The organism is bacterium, from assembly GCA_036504735.1.
In the GTDB taxonomy this organism is placed as follows: Bacteria; Electryoneota; RPQS01; order RPQS01; family RPQS01; genus DASXUQ01.
This window is the reverse complement of sequence record DASXUQ010000008.1, coordinates 141138-162886: the sequence shown is the minus strand read 5'-3', so window position 1 is coordinate 162886 and position 21749 is coordinate 141138. Positions and strand designations below refer to the sequence as shown.

The window sequence follows — 21749 nt, the reverse complement described above, 5'->3', positions numbered from 1 at the left end:
TTTTCAAAGGGGGAAGGTCAGAGACAAGGGGCTGAAAGCCCCTTGCCCGCATCAACGGGGACCAAGGGATTCGCTTTTCTAATTCAAATTCCCTATGTCCTATTTTCATATTTATGAGGTTTATCATGCGGAATCTGCTGCTGATTTTAGTGGCACTGTCGGGGGCGGCGGGGACTGGCTTGGCCAAAGTCAAGACCGAGACGGTGCAGTACAAGGATGGCGACACGGTGCTCGAAGGCTATCTGGCGTATGATGACTCGGTGGCGGGCAAGCGTCCGGGGGTGCTGGTGTGTCATGAATGGTGGGGCTTGGTAGACTATCCCAAGCACCGCGCCGAACAGTTGGCGGGGCAAGGATATGTGGCCTTTGCTCTGGATATGTACGGCAAAGGAGTCACGGCCAAGACACCGCAGGATGCCCAGACCCGAGCCCGAGCTTTTTACACCAATCGGCCATTGATGCGGCAGCGGGCACAAGCTGGGCTGGAAGTTCTGAAAAATCATCCCTTAGTGGACACGCGGCGGATCGCGGCGATCGGCTATTGCTTCGGCGGGACGGCCGCCCTTGAGCTGGCCCGCAGCGGCGCGGATCTTGCAGGAGTAGTGACATTCCACGGCAATCTGTCCACTCCCACAGCAGATGATGCCAAGAACATCAAGGGCAAAGTTTTGATCTGTACGGGGGCCGACGATCAGAGTGTCAAGCCCGAAGACATTACCGCCTTCGAAGACGAAATGCGCAAGGCGAAGGTGGATTACCAGATCAACGTCTACGGCGACGCGGTACACGGCTTTACCAATCCGGCGGCGACCGGCCCCAAATCGGGCGGGTATTCCTATAACGCACTGGCGGACCGGCGGTCATGGGAAGCGATGCAGACGTTTTTCAACGAACTTTTCAAATAGCGGTACGGCGGATACGAGCCGTGCCGCCGCTTACATTACACTAAGGAAGATCACAGCTCATGAAATTGTTTGTTACTCTTTTTGCAGCCCTGTTATTGTTTGGCGCCACGGCGTTCGCGCAGATCACGATTCACAACACGGATTTTTCTTCGGCCGGATATTCCTACACCTGGGGAGTGTCCGATGATACGGCCAGCTTCAGTTCTGGCAGTGCGGGAGTCAATCAGACCTGGACGTTCAACAGCACCTACTGGGATGCGACGGAGCGCCACACATTTGTTGCCCCTTCGTCGACGCCGCATGGCACTCAATTCCCCAACGCCACACGGGCGGACCACGTTGAACCTATTCACGGCAGCGGCGAAGAATCCTACATATACCACCAGATAACGAGTTCCCAGTTTCTGCAAATTGGCGAAGCCTTCACGGACACGATCGTCACTTTCCAACCGGCGTGGCTGGTAGGACCGCTGCCTCTTACCTACGGCGCAAACTGGACATCTGTCATGTACTATGAGCGCGCGCTGGTTCCGGGGTTTATTATGGGCACCCGAGACTCGACCCTCTGGACGGTGGACGGCTGGGGCACAGTGACTACACCCTACGGTGGAACACAAGCCGCGTTGCGCGTGTTCACGCGTCATTGGCTGACCGTCTCTCTGAATGGTACCCCGCTGCAGGCTTTCCAACTTATCAGCTACGCGTGGCTGAATCAGGCGGGAAACTCGGTGGTGGTTTTGACCTCCAATGCGGAAGACACCGATCCGAATTTCACGACGGGCACCATCGCCATGATGGGTGCGCCTCTGGCTGCCGAGCCGGTTCGCGGCCCCGTTGCACAGTCGCTTGCCGTCGGCCAGAACTATCCCAATCCGTTCAATCCGACGACGGATATTCCGGTGACCCTTGCGAAGAACAGCCAAGTGACGCTGGAAATTTTCGATCAATTGGGCCAGCTTGTCTCGCGAGAAGAGCATAATCTTCCGGCCGGCAGTCACTCGTTTGCGGTAAATGGTTCGCGCTGGGCAACGGGAATGTATTTTGCCCGCGTATCCACCGGAGCCGAGCAGCAGGTGTTGAAGATGAATTTGCTGAAGTAATTGTCTTTTTGCATTTTTGGAATCAGGGGCCGGCAGGACATCCTCCGGCCCTATCCATTACACAGGAGCACTGGTTTTGATGAAGCATTTTCTTACCGTTTTGTTCGTGGCACTGGTTTTGAGCACGGCGGCCGTTGCCCAGATTACGATTCACAACACAGATTTTTCTCCGGTCGGCGGCGGCTACACGATGGGTCTCAGCAATGACACCAGCGCCACGGTCAGTGTCGGACAGTCCGGGGCAAACCGGACATGGACCTTTGACGCGGCCATCTGGAATGATGTTTACCGTTACACCTTCCTATCTCCGGCCGACGCGCCGCACGGTTCTGATTTTCCGAATGCGACACGTGTAATGCACGTCGTAAGCGCGGACACGGACAGTTACGATTACGAGAGCATCACCGCCACCTCCTATTCACTGCTGGGATCGGGATTAGGTGATTCAATTACCAATTATATGACGGCAGATCAGATTATGCCCCTGCCGTTCACCTATCCGGCCAGTTGGGTCTCCCTGCGGCGTTTCCAAATGCACTACTCCGACACGACCCTGGCCATGTTCACCGATTCCGCGGTGTGCACAGCGGATGCATGGGGAACGGTGACCACTCCCTATGGGACCTGGCAGTCCATCCGGTGCTTCTCGCATCATTACATGACGGTAACGATCACGATCGGCGGTTTTACCGTTCCGGTTATTAGCTACCAGTATCTGAACTACACATGGGTAGATCAGCACGCCAATCCGGTCATGGCTTTCACCTCTCCGCCCAACAGCATCAATCCCAATTTCACGCATGGGTACATGACCATGGCGGGCGTACCGCTGGCCACGGATCCGACGCAAGGTTCGGTGGCGCAAAACTTCTCGGTGAGCCAGAACTATCCGAATCCTTTCAATCCGGTGACGCTGATCCCGGTAACGCTGGATAAGAGCAGCCTTGTGGCCCTGGATATTTTCGACGAACTCGGCCAGCTTGTGTCGCATGAAGAGCACATGCTTACGGCAGGGCGTCAGCAGCTTGCCGTCAATGGATCGCGCTGGGCGAATGGAATGTATTTCGCGCGGGTAACCGCAGGTGCCCAGCAGCGTGTTCTGAAAATGAATCTGCTGAAGTAACCGTGCGGAATTTGGCGGGGCAGCAGCTTCGCGACGATCACCGGAAAAGGTGCGCTCCTAAGCGCACCTTTTCTGTGTTCATCAGCGCGGTCGAAACCGGCAACTTCTCTATATCAGATGAGGTTCAAGCAGTACATAAGAGCTTTCCATAGCAGACGATACATAATTATGATGCAGCCAGAATGGTAAAGATTAAATGTGAAAACGATGGCATAGGTTCGAAAAGGAGATTCTATGAAACGGCTAAATTTGATGTCCATAAGCGCGCTACTTCTCTTATCCTTCGCGCTCGTGCTCCCGGCCAGCGCGCATATCCGGCAGGGTACTACAGTTTTGCAGGGCAATGCATCTTTGTCTTCCTCGAGCGGCGCCCTGTACAACAATGCCACCGTGACGAACTTCGTGCTGGCACCGGCCGTCCGCTACTTTATTGCCGATCACTGGGCGTTGGGCGGACAGATGTATCTGAATTATATTAAACAAGGTCCGGCCCACAGCACGAACTTTGAATTGGGGCCGTCCGGCGCGTACTACTTCGGAAACCTGGATGCCAAGACGATTCCTTATGTTGGGACCTCGCTGCTCTTCCGGACTCTGTCCAGTCAGGCCGGTGGTCAAAATACTTCCACCAGTGATAATGGCACGGCGTTGTCCTTCTTTGGCGGACTGTCTCTGTTTCTAACGGAGCATCTGGCCGTGACGCCGGAGGTCGCGGTGAATCTGGAGAGTCTCGGTGGACACGCGGGCACCACGGTGCTCTTCGGCGCGGGTTTGGCCGGATTCCTTTACCGGACAACCGCCGCCCCGGGCGGCCATACCCGAGTGCGGTAGAATTTCCGGAAACGTGTTTGATGAGGAGCGGGCTCAGAGATGGACCCGCTCTTCGATTTTGCCTTCACCCTTTCTTCTTGCGCTTTCCCGTCGAAATGCTTACCTTCCAATGACTCCGTGAAAAGATCACCTATGCCCAATACCTTCCTCGAGCGGTGGCACACCGCGATCTCCCGCGCCCGCGCGCCCATCTGTGTTGGCCTCGATCCCGACCCTTCCCTGCTCCCGCCGCATTTGGCAGCGGACGCCGCCGGTTTGGGAATTTTTCTGTCCCGAATTGTCGAGGCGACGCGTGATGCCGTGGCGGCCTACAAGCCAAATCTCGCATTTTTCGAAGCTTATGGACCAGAGGGACTTGCCGTTCTGGAATCCCTGCGCAACATTATGGGTCCAGATGTTCTCTTGATTGCAGACGCCAAGCGGGGGGATGTGCTGCACACCAATGAAGCTTATGCCCGGGCACTGTTTGGGCGGCTGAAGGCCGATGCCGTGACCGTTCAGCCTTACCTTGGAGGAGAGCCCCTTCAACCCTTCTGCCGGGAGGCGTCGCGGGGGATGTTTGTGCTGTGCGCAACCTCCAATCCCGGAGCGGGAGCGGTTCAGAATTTGCCGACCGAGCACGGACCGCTTTATCTGGAAATCGCCCGGCAGGCGGCAACGTGGAGTCTGCATCCCAATGTGGGGCTGGTGGTGGGTTCTACCAAGCCGGAAGCGGTGGAGCAGGTAGTCCACACGGTTCGCGACTTGCCGCTGCTTTTGCCCGGCGGCGGAGCCCAGGGCGGCGAGACACTCCGTGTCCATCAAGTCTTGAATAAGGCAGGGGCAACAGGCCTGTTCACCTTCTCGCGCAGCGTGATTTACGCGTCCAAGCTGGATGATTTTGCGGACGCGGCGCGCACAGAAGTGCTGAGGCTGCAGCGGATGTTTGCCCAGTGAGCGGCGCGACTGAAGCCTGACGGACACGACCGGCGGAAACTCGAAAGGCTGTTCGGTGAGTAAACATTCGATTGGGGCGCGCGCGGCTTTCCAGATGCGCTATGCACTGCAGCGCCGGTTTCCCGGCAAAACGCTGCCGGGGATGAGTGTGCTGCTGGCGACGTGGAACCGCTCCCGCGCTCTCGATCTGGCGCTGCGCGCCCTTGCCGAGACCTTGCCCGAAGACCACGACGTGCTGGTGCATGACAACGCATCGACGGATGAAACGCCGGACGTGATTGCGCGCTGGCAGAAGGATTCCCGGCTGCATCTGCGCGCGTTTCGCAGCCGCACGAATATCGGCACCAGCGGCTATGCCGCGCTGGCGATTCACGCCCGAAGAACGTATCTTGTGGCGATGGATGACGATGTGGTGGTGCTGCCGCGCCACTGGTGCGATAAGGTGATGGCGGCCTTCGCGGCTTTTCCGGATTTGGGTTATCTGGCACTGGACGTGATTCAGGATGAGTACACCGACGGGGCAAAGCCGCTGCCGGTGCACTATCAGCCGGAGACCCGCGACGGGATCACCGTAGAGTTCGGTCCCTGCGGCGGCTGGGTTTCCATCACTCCGCGCGCCTTCTATCTTTCGACTCCCGGCTTTCCTTTCCGGCCCCACAAGCGAGCCTTTCTCCATGACGCCTACTATCGCCGGTGGGTTGAACAGGGCGGGCGGCGATGGGGAGTATTGCGCGGCGTCAAGGCTTATCATGCGAACGGCGCGCTGTGGAATCAGGTGTTCCGGCCCGGAGCGGCCGCCGCGGCGGCTCCCATTCTGACCGGGGATCCGAACAGCACCTTGACGTACCCGCCGGTGGGCAATCGCGCGCCGGATTTAGCCGTGATTGAACAATACCGGACCGCTGCGCTGAGTTGAACCTCTCCGGGCACAGCACTCATCTGTGAACATTTTCAGGCGGCTGCAAGGATATTCGCAACCGCAAAATTCATGAGGCGGTTTTGGACCGCCGAGACTCACCTTGGATGGGGCAAAGGAACCATCATGCTGAACCGAAACGACGCGCTGAACCTGCTCCGCGACAACGGAGCCATTCTCGAAGGGCACTTTCTGTTGACCAGCGGACGGCACAGCGGAGTATATGTGGAAAAATTCCGCCTGCTGGAACATCCCGATCTGACCGCGCAGTTTGCCGAGCCGATTGCCGAGCATTTCCGCGAGGCCAATGTAGACATCGTGGTCGGCCCGCTGACCGGCGGCGTGCTGGTGGCCCATGAAGTCGCCAAGGTGCTGGGCAAGCCGATTGCCTTCCCCGAGCGCTCCCGCGATCACATGGACTGGCGGCGCGGCTTCAAGCTGACACCCGGCCAGAGAGTGCTGATCGTCGAGGATGTGATTACCACCGGCAAGACGATTCTTGAGGTGATGGACGCGGTAGCGAAGACCGGCGCTGAAGTGGTGGGCATCGGCTGTCTGATTTGCCGGGGCAAGATCGATCTCGAACCGCAGCCGTTTGCCGTGGTTTCGATGAACCTTGCCAGCTTCCCTGCCGAGCGCTGTCCGCTTTGCAAGAAGAATGTGGCGCTGGAAAAGCGCGGCAGCCGCAGTGAGAAGGACGAGCACAAGGAAGACCATAAGGCGACGGCCGCGGAAGAATAACGCCATGAAGCCATGGGCGGTTTGAAGAAGAACGGGCACGACATGTCGTGCCCCTACGGCGGATTTTACGCCAAGGAAACTATCCATGTTCTGCACTCAATGCGGGGCTCAGAACCCCGAGGACGCCAAGTTCTGTTTCAGTTGCGGCAATCCGTTGCCGGCGGGTGGCACAACCGTAGCGGCACCTCCGGTCACGCCGACGTCTCCACCGCTGGCGCCTCCTGCGGCGCCGCGCGTGGAATACGCGGGCTTCGGGCGGCGGGCACTGGCGATGGTGATTGACAGTCTGATTCTGAGCGTTCCCAGTGGACTGATCTTTTTGCTGTTCATCCTGCCAACGATTACCGCCGCGATCCATACCGAAGACGCGGACATGATTGCCAGCATGGTGCTCTCCTCGATCTTCAGTTGGGTCTGGATGGGAATTTTGCTGTCGCTGATTCCGCTGATTTATTTCAGCGCCTTCGAGTGCTCGGAATATCAGGCTACGCCCGGAAAGATGGCGCTGGGGATCATCGTCACCGACATGCAGGGGCGGCGGATCTCCTTTGCGCGTTCGTTGGGCCGCAATGTCGGCAAGATTCTTTCGAAGATGATCCTCTACATCGGCTTCCTGATGGCGGCGTTTACCGAAAAGCAGCAGGCGTTGCACGACATGCTGGCCGACTGCCTGGTGGTGATGAAGCACCCGACGAGGTATTGACCTCACACGCGCCCTAGCGGCGGCCTCTGGTCCGTCGAAGCCGAGATCTCGCCTTCAGCGGACCGTCAGTCCGAAGGACTCGAAGCATTTCCGAGGGAACATGTCATGCGTACTGTTCCATTCAATCGCTCAGAAACAGATCTTTTGTTCTTTGTATCGGCATCATTGAACGACCGAACGCCCATGTTTGCCAATGAGCGAGCCGCACAGATCGCATTGGACTCTCTGCAATTTTTCCGCCGCACCAAGGAAATTGCACTTTACGGCTATGTAATCATGCCCGACCACATTCACCTCATAGTCAAGCCGCTCGCTCCACTGACACTCTCGAAGTTTATGCGGCGGTTCAAGACGTTTATTGCACATTCGCTTGACAGGGGCTCGATTTAGCAGAAGGGATGTTGGTCCGAGGTCATTGTCACAGAGCAGATGTTCTGGAGCCGTTTGACGTATCTGCACGAGAACCCTGTGCGCGCGGAACTCGTTGTCGAGCGGAATGCCTATCGCTGGTCATCGGCGCGGGAATGGAGCGGGGACGGAGCGAAAGTGTTGATTGACGGTTTTGAATAGGTTTGTGCTGTCCTTCGGACTGACGGCCAGAGGCCGCCGCTAGGGGAATTCATCTAACTATTCTTTCCATGAAGTACTCCTGTATACTGTTTTGTCTCTTTGCCCTGCTTGCCATCGGTTGCAAGAAGGAGCCTACGCCCGCTTCCAAGATGCGGATGGGGAAGGTGGAGCGGGGGAAGATTGCGCAGACGGTGGTGGCGACGGGGAAGATCCAGCCGCTGCACCAGATTGAAATCCGCTCCAAGTCGGGCGGAACCGTGCGCGCGATCTTTGTGGAGGAAGGCGATGCGGTGACCAAGGGCCAGAAGCTGATGGAGATTTCTCCGGAATCTTCTCCCACGGAGCAGGTACAGGCGCGGCAGGAACTGGCCACGGCACAGGTGGAATTGCAGCAGGCGCAGGACCGCGCGCGGATTGCCAAGGAACTCTACGAGAAGAAGCTGGTGCCCGAGCAGAACCATCTGGACGCGGAGCGGGATGTGGAACGCGCGCAGGCACGGCTTTCCGCGGCGGAATCCGAGTGGGCGCTGATCCAGCGGGAGAAGATCGGCAAGAATGCGCCCGATACCAAGGGCATGGACATTGTGCGCTCGTCGACGACGATCCTTGCGCCGATCAGCGGAATTATTTTTACGCGTTCGGTGGACGTGGGCGCCAGCGTCACCCCGACCACGTCGGCTTCGGGCGGCACGGTGGTAATGACGATGGGCGACGACAGCGAAATCGAGTTCAAGGGCGACATCGATGAGGCCGACATCGGCAAGATGAAGGTCGGACTCGAGGTCAATTTGAGTGTGCAGGCCTATCCGGGAAAGAGCTTCAAGGGGACGGTGACGCACATATCGCCGGTGGGCAAGGTGGATCAAGAAGAGAAGCAGACGGTGTTTTCGGTCCGCGCCCTGATGGAGAATCCCGACAAACTGCTGCGGGTGGGGCTTACGGCCACGGCTAAAGTGGTAGTGGATCAGCGGGACAGCGTGGCGATTGTCGATGAGATGGCGCTGAGTTTCAAAGGCGATACGGTAACGGTGAAGGTGGTGAAGGACACCGTCAAGGCCACGACCGAGGACCGCGTCGTGAAGGTCGGGATCTCCGACGGGATCCGCACGGAAATCATGGAAGGGCTGAACGGCGGCGAGACGGTCAGCCTCGGCGCGGTTGAGGAAAAGAAGGACTAAGGCCATGGGCTTTTTCCTCCTCGTACGGCAAGTGTTGTCCAATTTGCGCGCCAACAAGCTGCGCAGCGTGCTCACCATGTTCGGCATTACGTGGGGAATCGCATCGGTGATGCTGCTCTCGGGGATCGTGAGCGGCTTCAAGGCCGAGCAGATGCAGAACATGTCGGGAATGGGCAAGGATCTGATTGTGGCCTGGGGCGGGCGGCGCACGACGGCGGTGGGCTCGCAGCGGCAGGGGGAGTGGATCCGCTGGAATGAGACTACCGTGAAGGCCTTGAATGCCAAGGCCACGCTGTTCAAGTTCAGCCCGGAGATCTCCGGCTGGAACACCTCAATGAAGGCGGGATCGCGGTTCTTCGCGGCGCAGCTTTCGGGTGTCGGAGCTAATTACGGCGACATGCGCAACATGATTCCGGATCATGGCCGCTGGCTGACGCAGCGCGACTGTGACGAGCTGCGGCGGGTGTGCGTGATCGGCGACAAGGTGCGCACCAAGCTTTTCGGGGAAGGATCGGATCCGCTGCACCGCACGATGCTGATCGGCGGGCGGGAGTTTATGATCGTCGGCTGGAAGTCCGAGAAGAAGCAGTCGTGGAATTACGGCTCGCCGGACAACGAGCGCGTGTTTATTCCGTGGACCTCGCACATGGCGATGTTCGACCGCCAATGGTTCGGCAATTTTGTCTTTTCGCCGAACCATGTGGCCGACCACGAGCTGGCCGTGCGCGAGTTCAAAACCATCACCGGAAAGATTCACCGCTTCGATCCTGACGACAAGGAGGCGGTGAACCTCTGGGACACGATGAAGAACGCCCACGAGATCACTACGATGTTCGACGGGCTGAATTACCTGATGCTGGCCATTGGCGGGATCACACTGATGATCGGCGGTCTGGGTGTGATGAACATTATGCTGGTCTCTGTGGTGGAGCGTACCCGGGAGATCGGGGTGCGCCGCACGCTGGGGGCGACGCGCTGGAACATCGTCAAGCAGTTCTTCCTCGAGTGTCTGGCGATTACCGTTGTGGCGGGCGGGGCGGGCATCGGGATCGGCATCGGACTGATTCGTGTGCTCAAGCACGTGAAGCTGCCCGAAGGGCTGTCCGCGCCGGTGCTCTCGGTCGATACGATGATTATTTCGGTGATCCTCATCGCGCTGGTGACCATCGTGTCCGGCACGTATCCGGCATTTCGCGCGGCGAAGGTGAGCCCGATTGAGGCGCTGAGATACGAGTAAAGGATGAGGGCGGAAGGATGAAAAACCTCGCTTCGTGCGCTTGATGTGTTCTTTTTGATTTCTCGTTTCTAATTTCCAATTTCGAGTTCCCCCCTGTGTCTGTAACCCTATCCGTTCTCGCGTCCGGCTCCAAGGCGAATGCCATACTGATCTGCGAGGACAAGACCAAGATTCTGATTGATGCCGGTCTCGGCATTCGCAATATGACGGCGGCGCTAACGGAAGTCGGCCTGCGTCCGACCGACCTGACGGCGATTCTGATTACCCACGAGCACACCGACCACGTGCGCGGGCTGGCCAAGCTTTTGGAGCGCTCCCACGTGTCGCTCTATGCCAGTGCGGCCACGCTGGCGGCGGTCGACTACATGACACCGGCGCGGGTGCGCACCACGGCCATGAACGGCGAGACGGTGCAGATCGGCTCGTTTGCGGTGCACGGTATCTCCGTGCCGCACGACGCGTCGGGACCGCTGGCCTATCACCTGCAAACGGGCACGCACCGCATCACGCTGGCCACGGACCTCGGCGAGGTCCCGCCCGCTCTTTCCGAAATTCTGGCGCACAGCACCGCGCTGATCTTCGAAAGCAATCACGATGAGCAGATGCTGCGCGACGGCTCTTATCCGGACTTTTTGAAGACGCGCATCCTTTCGAGCAACGGCCATTTGTCCAACCGGCAGTCGGCGGAAGCTTTAGCCAAGTGCAAAGGCAATGGCTTGCAGGCCGTGGTGCTCGCTCACTTGTCCGATGAGAACAACCTTCCCGAACTGGCGCGGGCATCGGCGCACGACGCGCTGAAAGACACCGGCGCGGAGCTGCACGTGACGACGCGCTCGACTTCGGGGCCGTTTCTGGAATTGAAGTAGAAATTGTGCCGTTGCCGTGATACCGAATGCAGGAGTATGGAGACATGAATCTTCCTCCTTCCCCTACTTTAGTGGGGGAAGGCCGGGATGGGGGTCGCTACCCTCGACCACTGATGCCCCGATTTTGGAACATACCGAAAGCGAACTGGCAGAGCGCCCGTGATATGCGCGGCCAACCCACGCAGGCCGAGAAGGTTCTGTGGGAGGCACTGCGTAGCTACCGTACGCAGGTCAAGTTTCGTCGCCAGCATCTGATTGGGCGTTTCATCGTAGATTTCTACGCGCCGGACATCAAACTGGTTATTGAAGTTGATGGCGGCATACACCGACGATCAGAAAATGCCCAGCGCGATCAGGAGCGTACCGTCGCCCTCGAAGCTTCCGACTGTCGGGTGATACGGTTTTCCAACGACGAAGTTCTCTCAGATCTGGCACACGTAGTGGAGGTGATTCTACGGGAGGTAAGTGCTCCCGGCAAAATACCCCCCTTAATCCCCCCACTAAAGTAGGGGGAGACCCGAGGCTGTTTTGCATCGGTATCGCAAACGAAAAGATCTGTAACACACACACCTTCATACATTACATACCACAAACCGAGGACCGCAACGAAATGAAAACCCTGGTTACCCTATCCCTGACCGTGTTGATTCTGTGTTCGGCCTGCAAGTCGGCGAAGAATCAGGCGGCGGATCAGACCACACCCCAAAAACAAACGAGTACTCCTGTGCAACAAGATCAATCCGGCAAGCTGCAGAAGTGGCCCGCCGACTACCCTGTGACCGGTGACAGCGTCGCCGTGATTTCCGTGTCGATCGACAGCCAGCCCGCGGGCGACATGGTGGCGGAATTCTATGCGGACAAGGCTCCGAACCACGTGCGCAATTTCAAATGGCTGGCGGATCACGGCTTTTACAACGGCGTGAAGTTCCACCGCATTGTCAAGGGATTCATGATTCAGGGCGGCGATCCTTCCGGCAACGGCACGGGCGGCCCGGGCTGGAATGTCAACGCCGAGTTCAACGACACGCCGCACGTCAAGGGCATTCTGTCGATGGCGCGGGCAAGTGATCCCAACTCCGCGGGCAGCCAGTTCTTTGTCTGCGACGACACCCCCAGTTTTCTGAACGGCAAGTACACGGTGTTCGGCAAGGTGTTCAAGGGTATCGACGTGCTGGACAAGGTGCTGGACGTGCCGGTCGCGCCGTCTCCGTCCGGGGAAAATTCCGCTCCGCAGAAGTCCGTGGTGATGACGTCGGTGAAAATCGTGCCGCGCAGCGCGGTCAAATAATTCAGGTGCACTTATGACTCGCAGGAAGCGAATCCTCTATATTGAAGATGACGCCACAGTGCGCGCCGAAATCGGGATGCTGCTGGAAATACTCGGCTACGAGGTCACCTTTGCCGGCGATGCTCCCGAAGCCCGCAAACGCTTCCACGAGAAGCCGGTGGATCTGGTGCTCACCGATCTGTACATGCCCGGCGGCCTGGGCACGGAGTTGTTGAAGGAGTTTCACCACGCGCAGCCGGATCTTCCGGTGATCGTGCTGACCGGCTTCCCCTCCGATGAGACGATCCGGCAGACGATCCTTTCCGGCGGCTACACTTATCTGGCCAAACCGGTCTCCGGTGACCAGTTGCGCGACGTGATTGAACACGCGCTCTCGGAAAAGGGCTAAGCGATAACGGATAAGGGATGAGTTGGAAATAGGGGCCGCGTGGACGGCGGTCTCCTTTTCCTATTTCACATTTCCGAATTCTCTGCTTCCGGCACATTTACTGCATGGTAGGTAGGTGGTGTACTGTCCTTTCGGGCTTGGTACAGCCACCGAACCTTTTGAATTCTTTTGCTTTACCGAGCCTTCCACCGGATGCGATTCCTTCGTCTTCCGGCGGAAGGCTCTGCATTTTTTGCGGGGAGCATTCCCCTGTGCATAGTCTGAACGGCATCGTTCAGATCTTCAGCAGCGGTTGCGGACCAAGGATGTGCTTTTTGAAAGCGTGCCCATTCAGAAGGCCCTCGCTCGGAGGAAAAAATACAGAGCTTTCCAGCGGAATTTGGCTTGCGCAATGGCGTGGCACGGCGGGCTCGAAAACTCAGAAACTTGTACTGTTGAAGTGAAATCCATTGCTATTCTGTGGTTGAATGCGTATAATATCTGCTTGATTAGTGGTGATCTGCGGTCAGTCTCCGGCCGCCATATAACGCTCATCTCTGATTGCGCAGCTTCCCGCGCGAGGATTCATGCCAGCGGAATAACCCTGCCTCTGGCCTGATACTCTTGGACGGCCGGAGAGTGCATACAGACGCCACCGCCACCCCCATCTAACTTCCCCCACAAAGTGGGGGAAGGACTTGGGCCGTCGCCGAGGTGGGGAATCCTGCTCCCATCTAACTTCCCCCTAACCCTAACCCTTCCCCCACTAAAGTAGGGGAAGGGGACCAGTGCAGAACCCCCTTCTGTTTCCCCCTTTTGCAAAGGGGGAAGGATCGGAGAAGAGCGCAGCAAGCTGCGCAACTACTCCAGAACAGGATCGGACCGTAGTTGCACAGCTTGCTGTGCCCTCTTCATGAGCGGCAAACTGGCCGGGGAAGCGAATTCCTAAGACGCATGCCGCGGCGAAGGGTGCGGTGTTCTTCTTTCAGCCTTTCAGATTTTTGGCCTTTCAGATTTTTCCTTCCATGCCTGAGACTATTCCTCCCGGCTTACGCGCGATCTACGATGCGGCGGGGCCGGTGATCCGTTACCGCCTTGTGCGCGACATTCTCGGACGCGACGACACTTTCATCCAGACCATGCACCTTGGTCTGGAGATTCCCCGCCTTGCCGAACCGCAAACGCTCCTGTCCGCGCAGCAACTCGACGGCTCGTGGAACGGCGTGCTGTGCGCCACCACCGCCGCCGATCAGCTCACCACAGAGCGCGCCTTTTTGCGGCTGTGCGAGCTGGGGATGGAAAAGAGCGAGGCCGTGGGTGCGTGTCTGGAGAAGGCGCTGATGCCCACGCTGTTCAGCCGCGATGTGCTGTGGGAATTTCACACCCACGATGAGGCGGCGCACCGGGCCGCGCGGCAGGTAGTGCGGGACAAGGCGCTGTTCATGGTCTGCCGCGCGACGCGCGAGACCGATGAGGTGATCAAGCCGATGCTGGAACTGGTGCTGGCCGAGTGGGAACAGTATGTGGTTCGGCCCCGTGAGGCCGTGGCCGCGCCGACCATCGATGCGTATGCCGCGATCTGCTGGTTCCCGTGGAGCGATGATGATTTCGACCGCGTGCAGAAGATTGTCGTGCGCATGGTCAAGCACGCCGAAGGGCAGATGGGCGGAATCCCGGCGGTGCATCCCTTGCTGTTGCCGCATCTGTTTCAACTGTCCGATAAATGGGAATATCTGGCACGACCGCAGGATCTGCTGTTTGAACTGGAGCTGTCCGCGCGGCTGGGGATCACTCGCGACCTGGACGTCACCCGCTGGTTGCTTGAAGAACTGGAAGCGCGGCAGGATGCCGACGGCTGGTTCCGCTTTGAGACGGGCGGCGACGTGGAAGCGTCGTGGTATTTCCCGCTGGAGACCAGCCGCATCGATGATTTCCCCGTCGAGTGGACCTTCCGCGGGGATCTGATCTTCAAACTGCTGGAGTACGATATTTAGCAGAGCGCCGCGCGCTTTCTTGTTGTTCGGGGATCACTATAGCTGTTTGCAAACCCCGCTTTTTCGCGCACACAGAAACTGATTCTTCTCAAGTAAACCGGAAAGGTTTTCGTCTTCAGCCGGTTTCCTTCACCTTTATGCACTGCTTCACTGTTTACGGGAGAGATGGCTATGAGACGTGCTTCGATGGTTTTGCTGACTACGCTGATTGTCTGTTGTGCCGCGCTGGCCGATCCGCCGCGCCCCTTGTGGACGCGCACCTATGGGGGTGAGGGAGACCAGCGGGCTTATTGTATGTACCGCGCAGCGGATGGCTCGCTGGTCATCGGCGGCTCGGCGTCCATTCCGAACGGCTTGGGACACCAGGCACTGGTGATGAAGGTGGCGGCTAATGGCGACAGCCTCTGGTCGCTGCTCTATCCCGCGCAGCCCAATCCCTACGACAGTGTGGTCGCTCTGGCGATTGCCCCGATGACCGACGGAGGTTACATTCTCACGGGCCGCAACGGCAGTTGCCCCTTTCTGCTCAAGGTGACGGCCACGGGTACTATCGGCTGGAGCTACAGCTACACTACATTTTACTTTGCCCAAGGTTGCGGTGTGGTGCAAGCGGCCGATACGGCGCTGCTTATGGTGGGGTGGAACGGCGTGTCGACCCCCAGTCTGTTTAACTTGCGCACCAGCCGCACGGGTGGTATCCGCTGGAGCCGTACCAACTATGGTTTCGGCTACGGCCTGACGGTGCTGGCGACCCCTGACAGCGGCGCGACCGTGGCCGGAAGGCTGGAAGGCAGCAGTACCGGCGCGGCTCTGATGCATCTGAATTTTCGCGGCGATACGGTGTGGTCCCGGGTGTATGACGCCGGAAGCACGCTGGAAATCGCCGCTGTGCAGCGCACCGCGGATCGGGGGATGGTGCTGGCCGGCACATGGAACAGTTCGGACCGTGACGCGTATGTGGTGCTGACCGACAGCGTGGGACATGCGGTCTGGCGGCGGCATTTCGGCGGCAATCTGAATAATGAAGCCCATGCCGTACTGCAGCTTCAGAACGGCAGCTTCATCGTGGCCGGCAACACGGAAACGTCAGGCCGGCAATTGGATGGACTGCTCGCCCGGCTGGCTCCGGACGGCTCGGTGCTTTGGACGCAAATGGTGGGAGATGCCAGCGACGATGCTCTTACCGCTCTGGCGCTGGCCGACAGCGGCGGCTTCTACGCGGCCGGCACCTTTCAGTCTCCGGCTGATCAAACCGCCGACATCTGCCTGCTCCGCTTTCCTCCCGGCAGCGGCATTCAAGGCGTGATCCGGGACAGCGTCACCGGACGCCCTGTGCCCAACGTGCGCGTCTCGCGGCCAGGTTCCTCCGATGAAGCGCATAGCGATTCTGCCGGACGCTACGCACTATATACCACTCCCGGCACGTACGACTTCATTATCAACGGGACATGCGTTGCCCGCGACACCGTGCGCGGCGTGGAAGTCCTGCCCGACTCCATGATGGCGCAGAATTGGGCCGCGCGGCTGCCGCAGATTCGCCTCGCCGAGTCCTCGATCAATCCCGTGGTGCATAACCATATCCCCACCACGGTACCGGTCTACGTGCACAATGACGGCCCCGGCGTGCTGGACTTTACCGCGTGGTCGCAGGTGTCTGCTCCGCGCTCCCCGTGGTTATCGGTCGCGCCCCTCAGCGGTTCGATTGCAGCAGGCGATTCCCTCGCCCTGCAGGTCCGTGTTCAGGCGGATACGACCAACGGCGGAGTGTTCGATTATCTTGGCGCGGTGTTCATTGACGCCAATTCCTGCCCGGACACGCTGCGCCATGTCTCCGTGTCTGCCAGTATACTGGAGACGGACAGCCGCCCCGATCTGAGACCCGTCCGCTATGATCTGTCGGTCTATCCGAATCCGTTCAATCCGCAGACGACGCTGTCCCTGTCGCTGCCGCAGCGCACGATGGTGTCCCTGGTGCTTTACGACGTGACGGGCCGTGTGGTCCGCACGCTCTGCGATGGCGTGCGGGAGGCCGGAGTGCGGCGCTTCAACGTGGACGGCTCGGCGCTGCCGTCGGGGTTGTATTTTGCCCGCGTGGAAACCCCGGCCTATTCCCGTACCCAGAAACTGGTTCTCTTGAAATAATTCCATAGATGATGATCAGCCAAAGAACGCAGCGGCTCGCCCAATGAAGGCCCTCGGCTTACTGAGCCTGTGCACAGTTCTGCTTACATCTGCAGTGTGGGCGGATGTTCCACCGGCGGCATGGGCCTACACGTATGACGCTGCCGGGGATCAACGCGCGTTGGCGCTTTGTCCCGCAGCGGATGGTTCCGTGATTATGGCGGGGTCCACGCAGTTGTCTTCAACCTATGGGGCGCAGGCCCTGTTCATGAAGTTTACGGTGAGCGGAGACAGCATTTGGGGACGCCGGTCGCCGGCATACCCACCCTTGGAAATTGGTGTAGTCGCTTATTCTGTGATTCCTGCCCCGGACGGAGGATATTTCGTGGCCGGGTCATATTCGTACCCGATCGCGCAGAATTTTCCCCTGCTGATGAAGCTGACGGAGTCTGGGGCAACCGCATTGTACTACTGGTACTCCATGAACCCTTCCGTTACCCTCCGCAGCGTCGTGCAGACGTCCGACTCGACCCTGATGCTGGCTGGCCTTGTTGCCCTGAGTTCGACACGAATGTTTGCCATGGGAACGCGCGTCACGCATGAAACAACGTGGACCTTGTCTTACAGCGCCTCGCAGGACTCGAGCTATTCCCTGTGCGGCGTGGCAACGGCAGAAGGCGGTGCCATCCTTGCCGGGAGGCTGTCACAGAACGGACACTACGGTGCGGGACTCTTTCAGGTAAGCGCAGGCGGAGCCCTGACGGGGACGAGCTTTCTCGATGCCGATAGTTCCTTTGAGGCCGCTGCCCTGCAGCGCACGAGTGACGGCGGGCTGATTCTGGCCGGCACATGGGGTGCCGGAGACGGGCGAGACATGTACGTGGTGCGCATGGACGCGCAGCTTATTCCGTTGTGGCGGCGGCATTTCGGGGGTGATCTTGCGGACGGTGCCACTGCAGTGTTGCAACTCCCGACCGGCGCGTTTATCGTCGCGGGATGGACACGCTCATCCGGCAATGGGCCATCCGATGGGGTACTTGCGCAACTTAGTTCATCCGGCGACGTGCAGTGGATGCAGACGATTGGAGAAGGCGGCGACGACGTGCTGACGGCGCTCGCGCCGGCACCGGACGGCGGTTTCTACACAGCGGGCTATGGACAGGGTTCCGACAGCTCGTTGAATCTGCATCTGATGCGGTTTCCGCCTGGAAGCGGTATTGTAGGCACGGTGCGCGACCTGACCACCAACCTCCCGGTCTCAGGCGCTTGCATATCCGTTGCGGGGACAGCAGATTCCGTCTTGAGCGATTCGACAGGACATTACGTGTTCCGGGTGCTTCCGGGCACCTATGATTTTGTCGTTGGAGGCCGCTGCGTGGCTCGCGACACTTTGCGCGACATTAACGTGCTCCCAGACTCCGTAATGGCGCTCGACGTGACGGCGCGTCTGCCACACGGGCGAGTCGTCGAATCCTCTCTCAACCCGGTTGTGCATAATCATGTCGTCTCCACCGTACCGCTGTATGTTCATAATGACGGACCGGGAGTGCTGGATTTCTCCGCAGGGGCGCAGAGTCTGCACCCGGCGGGGACATGGCTGACCGTGACTCCGGAAAGAGGTTCGGTGGCGGCCGGCGATTCCTTTGCACTGCAGATCGGCATCGACGTGGATACGTCCGATACCGGCTTGCCGGATTATCTCGGCTCTATTTCTGTAGCGATGAACTCGTGCCCGGATACGTTGCATCGTGTCTCGATTGCGGTCACTGTGCTGTCGTCAGATGCCTCACCCCAAGCGGTGGCGACGAAGTACGATCTTTCGGTCTATCCGAATCCGTTCAATGCGCAGACGGCGCTGTCCCTGTCGCTGCCCCAGCGCACGCTGGTGTCCCTGGTGCTTTACGACGTGACGGGCCGCGTGGTCCGCACGCTCTGTGATGGCGTGCGGGAGGCCGGAGTGCAGCGATTTGAGGTCGACGGCTCGGCGCTGCCGTCGGGGTTGTATTTTGCCCGCGTGGAAACACCGGCCTATTCCCGCACCCATAAACTGGTTCTCTTGAAATAGCGATGAACGGAGCCGGGGGCTTTCCCTCATCCATCATCCAACATCCTTCAGCCCCTGGTTAGAATGCCCAAAGCTCCGCTCGCGCAGCACACGAAAATTTTCATCGGCCTGGCCGTCGGCGTATCTCTTGGCCTTGCAGCCAATTTCTTCTTCGACGATTATCCGGAACTGGATTGGCTGCTGCGCAATGTCATCTCCCCGCTCGGGCAGGTGTTCCTGCGCATCATTTTCATGGCGGTCATTCCGCTGATCTTCTCCGCGCTCGCGCTCGGAGTCGCCGAACTGGGCGACGTGCGGCAGCTTGGCCGCATCGGCGCCAAGACCTTTGCCTATACGCTCATTGCCACCACGCTTTCGGTGGTTATCGGCCTGGTGCTGGTGAATACCGTGCAGCCGGGCAAGGGCCTGACCGATGCCCAGCGGCAATCGCTGATGAGCACCATCAGCACCTCCACAGTGAGCAAAACCGTGGAGAACGCGCAGGCGGCCAAGACGCCGGTGCAAATGCTGCTGGATATTATTCCCAAGAATCCGCTGGCCGATGCCGTGGGCGCGTTCGATGAGAACTATCGCGGCGGCGGCATTCTGGCGCTGATGTTCTTTTCGCTGTTCGTGGGCATTGCGCTGGCGCTGGTCCGCAGCGAACGCACCGTGGTCTTCGAGCAGTGGCTGCAAGGGCTCTATGATGTGGTGATGAAGATTATCGACATCGCCATGAAGCTTGCGCCCATCGGCGTGGCGGCGCTGGTGTTCGCCGTCACCGCGCGGCTCGGCGTCAACGTGGTGCTGCTGCTGGGCAAGTTCGTGCTGGTGGTGCTGGCGGGCCTGGCGATTCAGATGTTCGTGGTCTACTCCGTGCTGCTGAAGTACGGCGCGCGCGTCAGCCCGTGGAAATTTTTCACGCGGATCGAAGAGGTGATCATCACCGCCTTTTCCACCAGTTCGAGCAACGTCACGCTGCCCACCGCGCTGCGCGTGACCGAAGAGAAGCTGCACGTGCCGGGCCGCATCAGCCGTTTTGTGCTGACGCTGGGCAGCACGGCCAATCAGAACGGCACCGCGCTCTATGAGGGCGTCACCGTGATCTTCCTCGCGCAGTTTTTCGGTGTGGACCTGACCGTGTCCCAGCAGGTGATGGTGGTGCTGGCCGCGGTGCTGGCGGGAATCGGCACGGCGGGCGTTCCCGGCGGATCGCTGCCAGTGATTGTGCTGGTGTTGCAATCCGTCGGCGTTCCGGGGGAAGCCATTGGCGTGATCTTCGGCGTGGACCGCATTCTGGATATGTCCCGCACGGTGCTGAACGTCACCGGCGACATCACCGCCGCCATGTATGTTGCCCGCAGCGAGGGCACGGAAATTCAGTTGGATTAACCGCGATTGTCGGGAGATTTGCTTTTGTCACCACGCGCCGTAAAGATTATCGCCACCGTCGGCCCGGCTTCTGTTTCCGATGAGAGTCTGTCCGCGCTGATTGCCGCGGGCGTAAACCTGTTCCGCTTCAATTTCGCCCACGGCACGCGCGAAGCCCACGCGGCACGGATGCGAAAAGTCAAGGAACTCGCGCAGCATGCGGGGCGGCCCGTTGGCATCCTCGCCGACATTTCCGGCCCCAAGATCCGTCTCGGGAAACTCCCCGGCGACGCCGCGGTGCTCGTCGAAGGCGAGCACGTCACCTTCTGCGGTCTGGAAGCCGGCGAGTGCGTCTGGCCCGTGCAGTTATCGCACTTCGACGAGTATGTCCATCCCGGCGATCCGATTTATATTGCCGACGGCACGCGCCGCCTGCTGGCGGTGTCCTGCCAGAACGGCTCCGTGGAAGCCGTCGTTCAAGTGGGCGGCCCGGTGGTCAGTTTTAAGGGGATCAATCTTCCCAATCTGCGCAAGCCGCTGCCCACGGTCGGGGAGAAAGATCTGCTCGACACCGAGTGCGCGCTGGATGCCGGAGCGGACTGGATCGGTTTGAGTTTTGTCGGCGCGCCGGAGGATGCCGCGCCGATCCGCGATCTCATGGCGCGCAAAGGGGTGCGGCGCAAAGTGCTGGCCAAACTGGAGCGGCGGCAGGCACTGGACCGGATTGAAGAAATCGTCATCGCCTTCGACGGCGTGATGGTGGCGCGCGGTGATCTGGGCATTGAAGTGGAATTCGAAAAAGTGCCCGTCATTCAGGATCGCATCGTGCGGGCGGCGCGCGCCCATGGCAAACCCGTGATCGTGGCCACGCAGATCTTGACGTCCATGATTCACAATCCGCGCCCCACGCGCGCGGAGGTCACCGACATTGCCTATGCGGTGGCCGGCGGAGCGGATGCCTTGATGCTCTCGGAAGAGACCGCCATCGGTGACTTTGCGGTGCAGGCCGTGGAAACCGTAGCCAAGGTAGCGTGCGAGGCCGAGACCATGGGCACTGACGATCCGCCCGTGCTGCACCGGGTCCACAAGGAAGAGACCGCGCTGGCGCACACCGCGGCGATACTGGCCAAAGATGTCGGCGCCACGGTGATCGTCTGCGCCACACGCAGCGGCAACGCCGCGCGCGCGGTGGCCCGTTTCCGCCCGCGCGCTCCGATTGTGGTGGTGTCCGATGTGCCCGAAGTGCTGGGAGGGCTCACGCTCTACCGTGGCGTTCATCCCTGTTTCGGACCGCTGGGAGATTCGCTCGACGCGCGCATTCATAGCGCACTCATCGAAGCCGCGCGGTTGAAGTTTGCCAAGGCGGGAGATGCCGTGGTGATCGTCGGCGGAGTTCCGCCGGGGTCGGGCCGCACCAATCTGCTGCTGACGGAAGCCATGCCGGAAATCTGAGGCCGC

The 21749-nt window shown here is 59.5% G+C and carries 21 protein-coding genes; all 21 read left to right on the top strand.

The genetic code is table 11. The annotated features are described in order from the left end of the window. The first annotated feature begins 125 nt into the window (after window positions 1-125). The 21 genes from VGL38_06740 to pyk all read left to right on the top strand — a co-directional run bounded on the left by VGL38_06740 (window position 126) and on the right by pyk (window position 21743). Complete coding sequence (locus tag VGL38_06740) at window positions 126-905, top strand: dienelactone hydrolase family protein (GenBank protein ID HEY3295116.1); 780 nt, start codon at window positions 126-128, stop codon at window positions 903-905. A 59-nt stretch (window positions 906-964) separates the two neighbouring features. Next, window positions 965-2005, top strand: coding sequence for a T9SS type A sorting domain-containing protein (locus VGL38_06735; protein ID HEY3295115.1), 1041 nt, complete (start codon window positions 965-967; stop codon window positions 2003-2005). A 79-nt stretch (window positions 2006-2084) separates the two neighbouring features. Next, on the top strand, window positions 2085-3128 hold the full coding sequence (locus VGL38_06730; protein ID HEY3295114.1) for a T9SS type A sorting domain-containing protein: 1044 nt from the start codon (window positions 2085-2087) through the stop codon (window positions 3126-3128). 234 nt (window positions 3129-3362) lie between these two features. Continuing rightward, a complete protein-coding gene (locus VGL38_06725; GenBank protein ID HEY3295113.1) occupies window positions 3363-3959 on the top strand; it encodes a hypothetical protein in 597 nt (198 codons plus the stop codon). Window positions 3960-4091: 132 nt separating this feature from the next. Next, window positions 4092-4895: an orotidine-5'-phosphate decarboxylase gene (gene pyrF, locus VGL38_06720; GenBank protein ID HEY3295112.1), complete on the top strand. Its 804-nt coding sequence runs from the start codon at window positions 4092-4094 to the stop codon at window positions 4893-4895. Window positions 4896-4950: 55 nt separating this feature from the next. Next, window positions 4951-5811: a glycosyltransferase family 2 protein gene (locus VGL38_06715; protein ID HEY3295111.1), complete on the top strand. Its 861-nt coding sequence runs from the start codon at window positions 4951-4953 to the stop codon at window positions 5809-5811. A gap of 126 nt (window positions 5812-5937) precedes the next feature. Then, window positions 5938-6552, top strand: a complete 615-nt coding sequence (gene pyrE, locus VGL38_06710) for an orotate phosphoribosyltransferase (GenBank protein HEY3295110.1) — start codon at window positions 5938-5940, stop codon at window positions 6550-6552. 85 nt (window positions 6553-6637) lie between these two features. Further along, on the top strand, window positions 6638-7255 hold the full coding sequence (locus tag VGL38_06705) for an RDD family protein (protein HEY3295109.1): 618 nt from the start codon (window positions 6638-6640) through the stop codon (window positions 7253-7255). Window positions 7256-7360: 105 nt separating this feature from the next. After that, window positions 7361-7645, top strand: a complete 285-nt coding sequence (locus tag VGL38_06700; protein HEY3295108.1) for a transposase — start codon at window positions 7361-7363, stop codon at window positions 7643-7645. 54 nt (window positions 7646-7699) lie between these two features. After that, window positions 7700-7825, top strand: coding sequence for a hypothetical protein (locus tag VGL38_06695; protein HEY3295107.1), 126 nt, complete (start codon window positions 7700-7702; stop codon window positions 7823-7825). A gap of 68 nt (window positions 7826-7893) precedes the next feature. Next, window positions 7894-9003: an efflux RND transporter periplasmic adaptor subunit gene (locus VGL38_06690; GenBank protein HEY3295106.1), complete on the top strand. Its 1110-nt coding sequence runs from the start codon at window positions 7894-7896 to the stop codon at window positions 9001-9003. A 4-nt stretch (window positions 9004-9007) separates the two neighbouring features. Further along, complete coding sequence (locus VGL38_06685; protein ID HEY3295105.1) at window positions 9008-10240, top strand: ABC transporter permease; 1233 nt, start codon at window positions 9008-9010, stop codon at window positions 10238-10240. A 95-nt stretch (window positions 10241-10335) separates the two neighbouring features. Next, window positions 10336-11106, top strand: a complete 771-nt coding sequence (locus VGL38_06680) for an MBL fold metallo-hydrolase (GenBank protein ID HEY3295104.1) — start codon at window positions 10336-10338, stop codon at window positions 11104-11106. A 44-nt stretch (window positions 11107-11150) separates the two neighbouring features. Continuing rightward, window positions 11151-11615 carry an endonuclease domain-containing protein gene (locus VGL38_06675; protein ID HEY3295103.1) on the top strand — a complete coding sequence of 155 codons (465 nt, stop codon included), beginning with the start codon at window positions 11151-11153 and terminating at the stop codon, window positions 11613-11615. A 101-nt stretch (window positions 11616-11716) separates the two neighbouring features. Next, entirely contained in the window at window positions 11717-12394 is a 678-nt protein-coding gene (locus tag VGL38_06670) for a peptidylprolyl isomerase (protein HEY3295102.1), read from the top strand. Between the two features lie 13 nt (window positions 12395-12407). Then, on the top strand, window positions 12408-12782 hold the full coding sequence (locus VGL38_06665; GenBank protein ID HEY3295101.1) for a response regulator: 375 nt from the start codon (window positions 12408-12410) through the stop codon (window positions 12780-12782). 1004 nt (window positions 12783-13786) lie between these two features. Then, a complete protein-coding gene (locus VGL38_06660; protein ID HEY3295100.1) occupies window positions 13787-14755 on the top strand; it encodes a hypothetical protein in 969 nt (322 codons plus the stop codon). 171 nt (window positions 14756-14926) lie between these two features. Beyond that, window positions 14927-16897: a T9SS type A sorting domain-containing protein gene (locus VGL38_06655; GenBank protein HEY3295099.1), complete on the top strand. Its 1971-nt coding sequence runs from the start codon at window positions 14927-14929 to the stop codon at window positions 16895-16897. Between the two features lie 364 nt (window positions 16898-17261). After that, window positions 17262-18941, top strand: a complete 1680-nt coding sequence (locus VGL38_06650) for a T9SS type A sorting domain-containing protein (protein HEY3295098.1) — start codon at window positions 17262-17264, stop codon at window positions 18939-18941. A 63-nt stretch (window positions 18942-19004) separates the two neighbouring features. Then, complete coding sequence (locus tag VGL38_06645) at window positions 19005-20312, top strand: dicarboxylate/amino acid:cation symporter (GenBank protein ID HEY3295097.1); 1308 nt, start codon at window positions 19005-19007, stop codon at window positions 20310-20312. A 24-nt stretch (window positions 20313-20336) separates the two neighbouring features. After that, on the top strand, window positions 20337-21743 hold the full coding sequence (gene pyk / locus VGL38_06640) for a pyruvate kinase (protein ID HEY3295096.1): 1407 nt from the start codon (window positions 20337-20339) through the stop codon (window positions 21741-21743). Window positions 21744-21749 lie beyond the last annotated feature (6 nt).

Bases quoted from the DNA above. Each gene is read 5' to 3' on its own strand.
- pyrF (HEY3295112.1), top strand. From the start codon at position 4,092: ATGCCCAATACCTTCCTCGAGCGGTGGCACACCGCGATCTCCCGCGCC.
- VGL38_06700 (HEY3295108.1), top strand. From the start codon at position 7,361: ATGCGTACTGTTCCATTCAATCGCTCAGAAACAGATCTTTTGTTCTTT.
- VGL38_06660 (HEY3295100.1), top strand. From the start codon at position 13,787: ATGCCTGAGACTATTCCTCCCGGCTTACGCGCGATCTACGATGCGGCG.
- VGL38_06730 (HEY3295114.1), top strand. From the start codon at position 2,085: ATGAAGCATTTTCTTACCGTTTTGTTCGTGGCACTGGTTTTGAGCACG.
- VGL38_06665 (HEY3295101.1), top strand. From the start codon at position 12,408: ATGACTCGCAGGAAGCGAATCCTCTATATTGAAGATGACGCCACAGTG.
- VGL38_06670 (HEY3295102.1), top strand. From the start codon at position 11,717: ATGAAAACCCTGGTTACCCTATCCCTGACCGTGTTGATTCTGTGTTCG.
- pyrE (HEY3295110.1), top strand. From the start codon at position 5,938: ATGCTGAACCGAAACGACGCGCTGAACCTGCTCCGCGACAACGGAGCC.
- VGL38_06655 (HEY3295099.1), top strand. From the start codon at position 14,927: ATGAGACGTGCTTCGATGGTTTTGCTGACTACGCTGATTGTCTGTTGT.
- VGL38_06645 (HEY3295097.1), top strand. From the start codon at position 19,005: ATGCCCAAAGCTCCGCTCGCGCAGCACACGAAAATTTTCATCGGCCTG.
- VGL38_06690 (HEY3295106.1), top strand. From the start codon at position 7,894: ATGAAGTACTCCTGTATACTGTTTTGTCTCTTTGCCCTGCTTGCCATC.
- VGL38_06705 (HEY3295109.1), top strand. From the start codon at position 6,638: ATGTTCTGCACTCAATGCGGGGCTCAGAACCCCGAGGACGCCAAGTTC.
- VGL38_06740 (HEY3295116.1), top strand. From the start codon at position 126: ATGCGGAATCTGCTGCTGATTTTAGTGGCACTGTCGGGGGCGGCGGGG.
- VGL38_06735 (HEY3295115.1), top strand. From the start codon at position 965: ATGAAATTGTTTGTTACTCTTTTTGCAGCCCTGTTATTGTTTGGCGCC.
- VGL38_06725 (HEY3295113.1), top strand. From the start codon at position 3,363: ATGAAACGGCTAAATTTGATGTCCATAAGCGCGCTACTTCTCTTATCC.
- VGL38_06675 (HEY3295103.1), top strand. From the start codon at position 11,151: ATGAATCTTCCTCCTTCCCCTACTTTAGTGGGGGAAGGCCGGGATGGG.
- VGL38_06685 (HEY3295105.1), top strand. From the start codon at position 9,008: ATGGGCTTTTTCCTCCTCGTACGGCAAGTGTTGTCCAATTTGCGCGCC.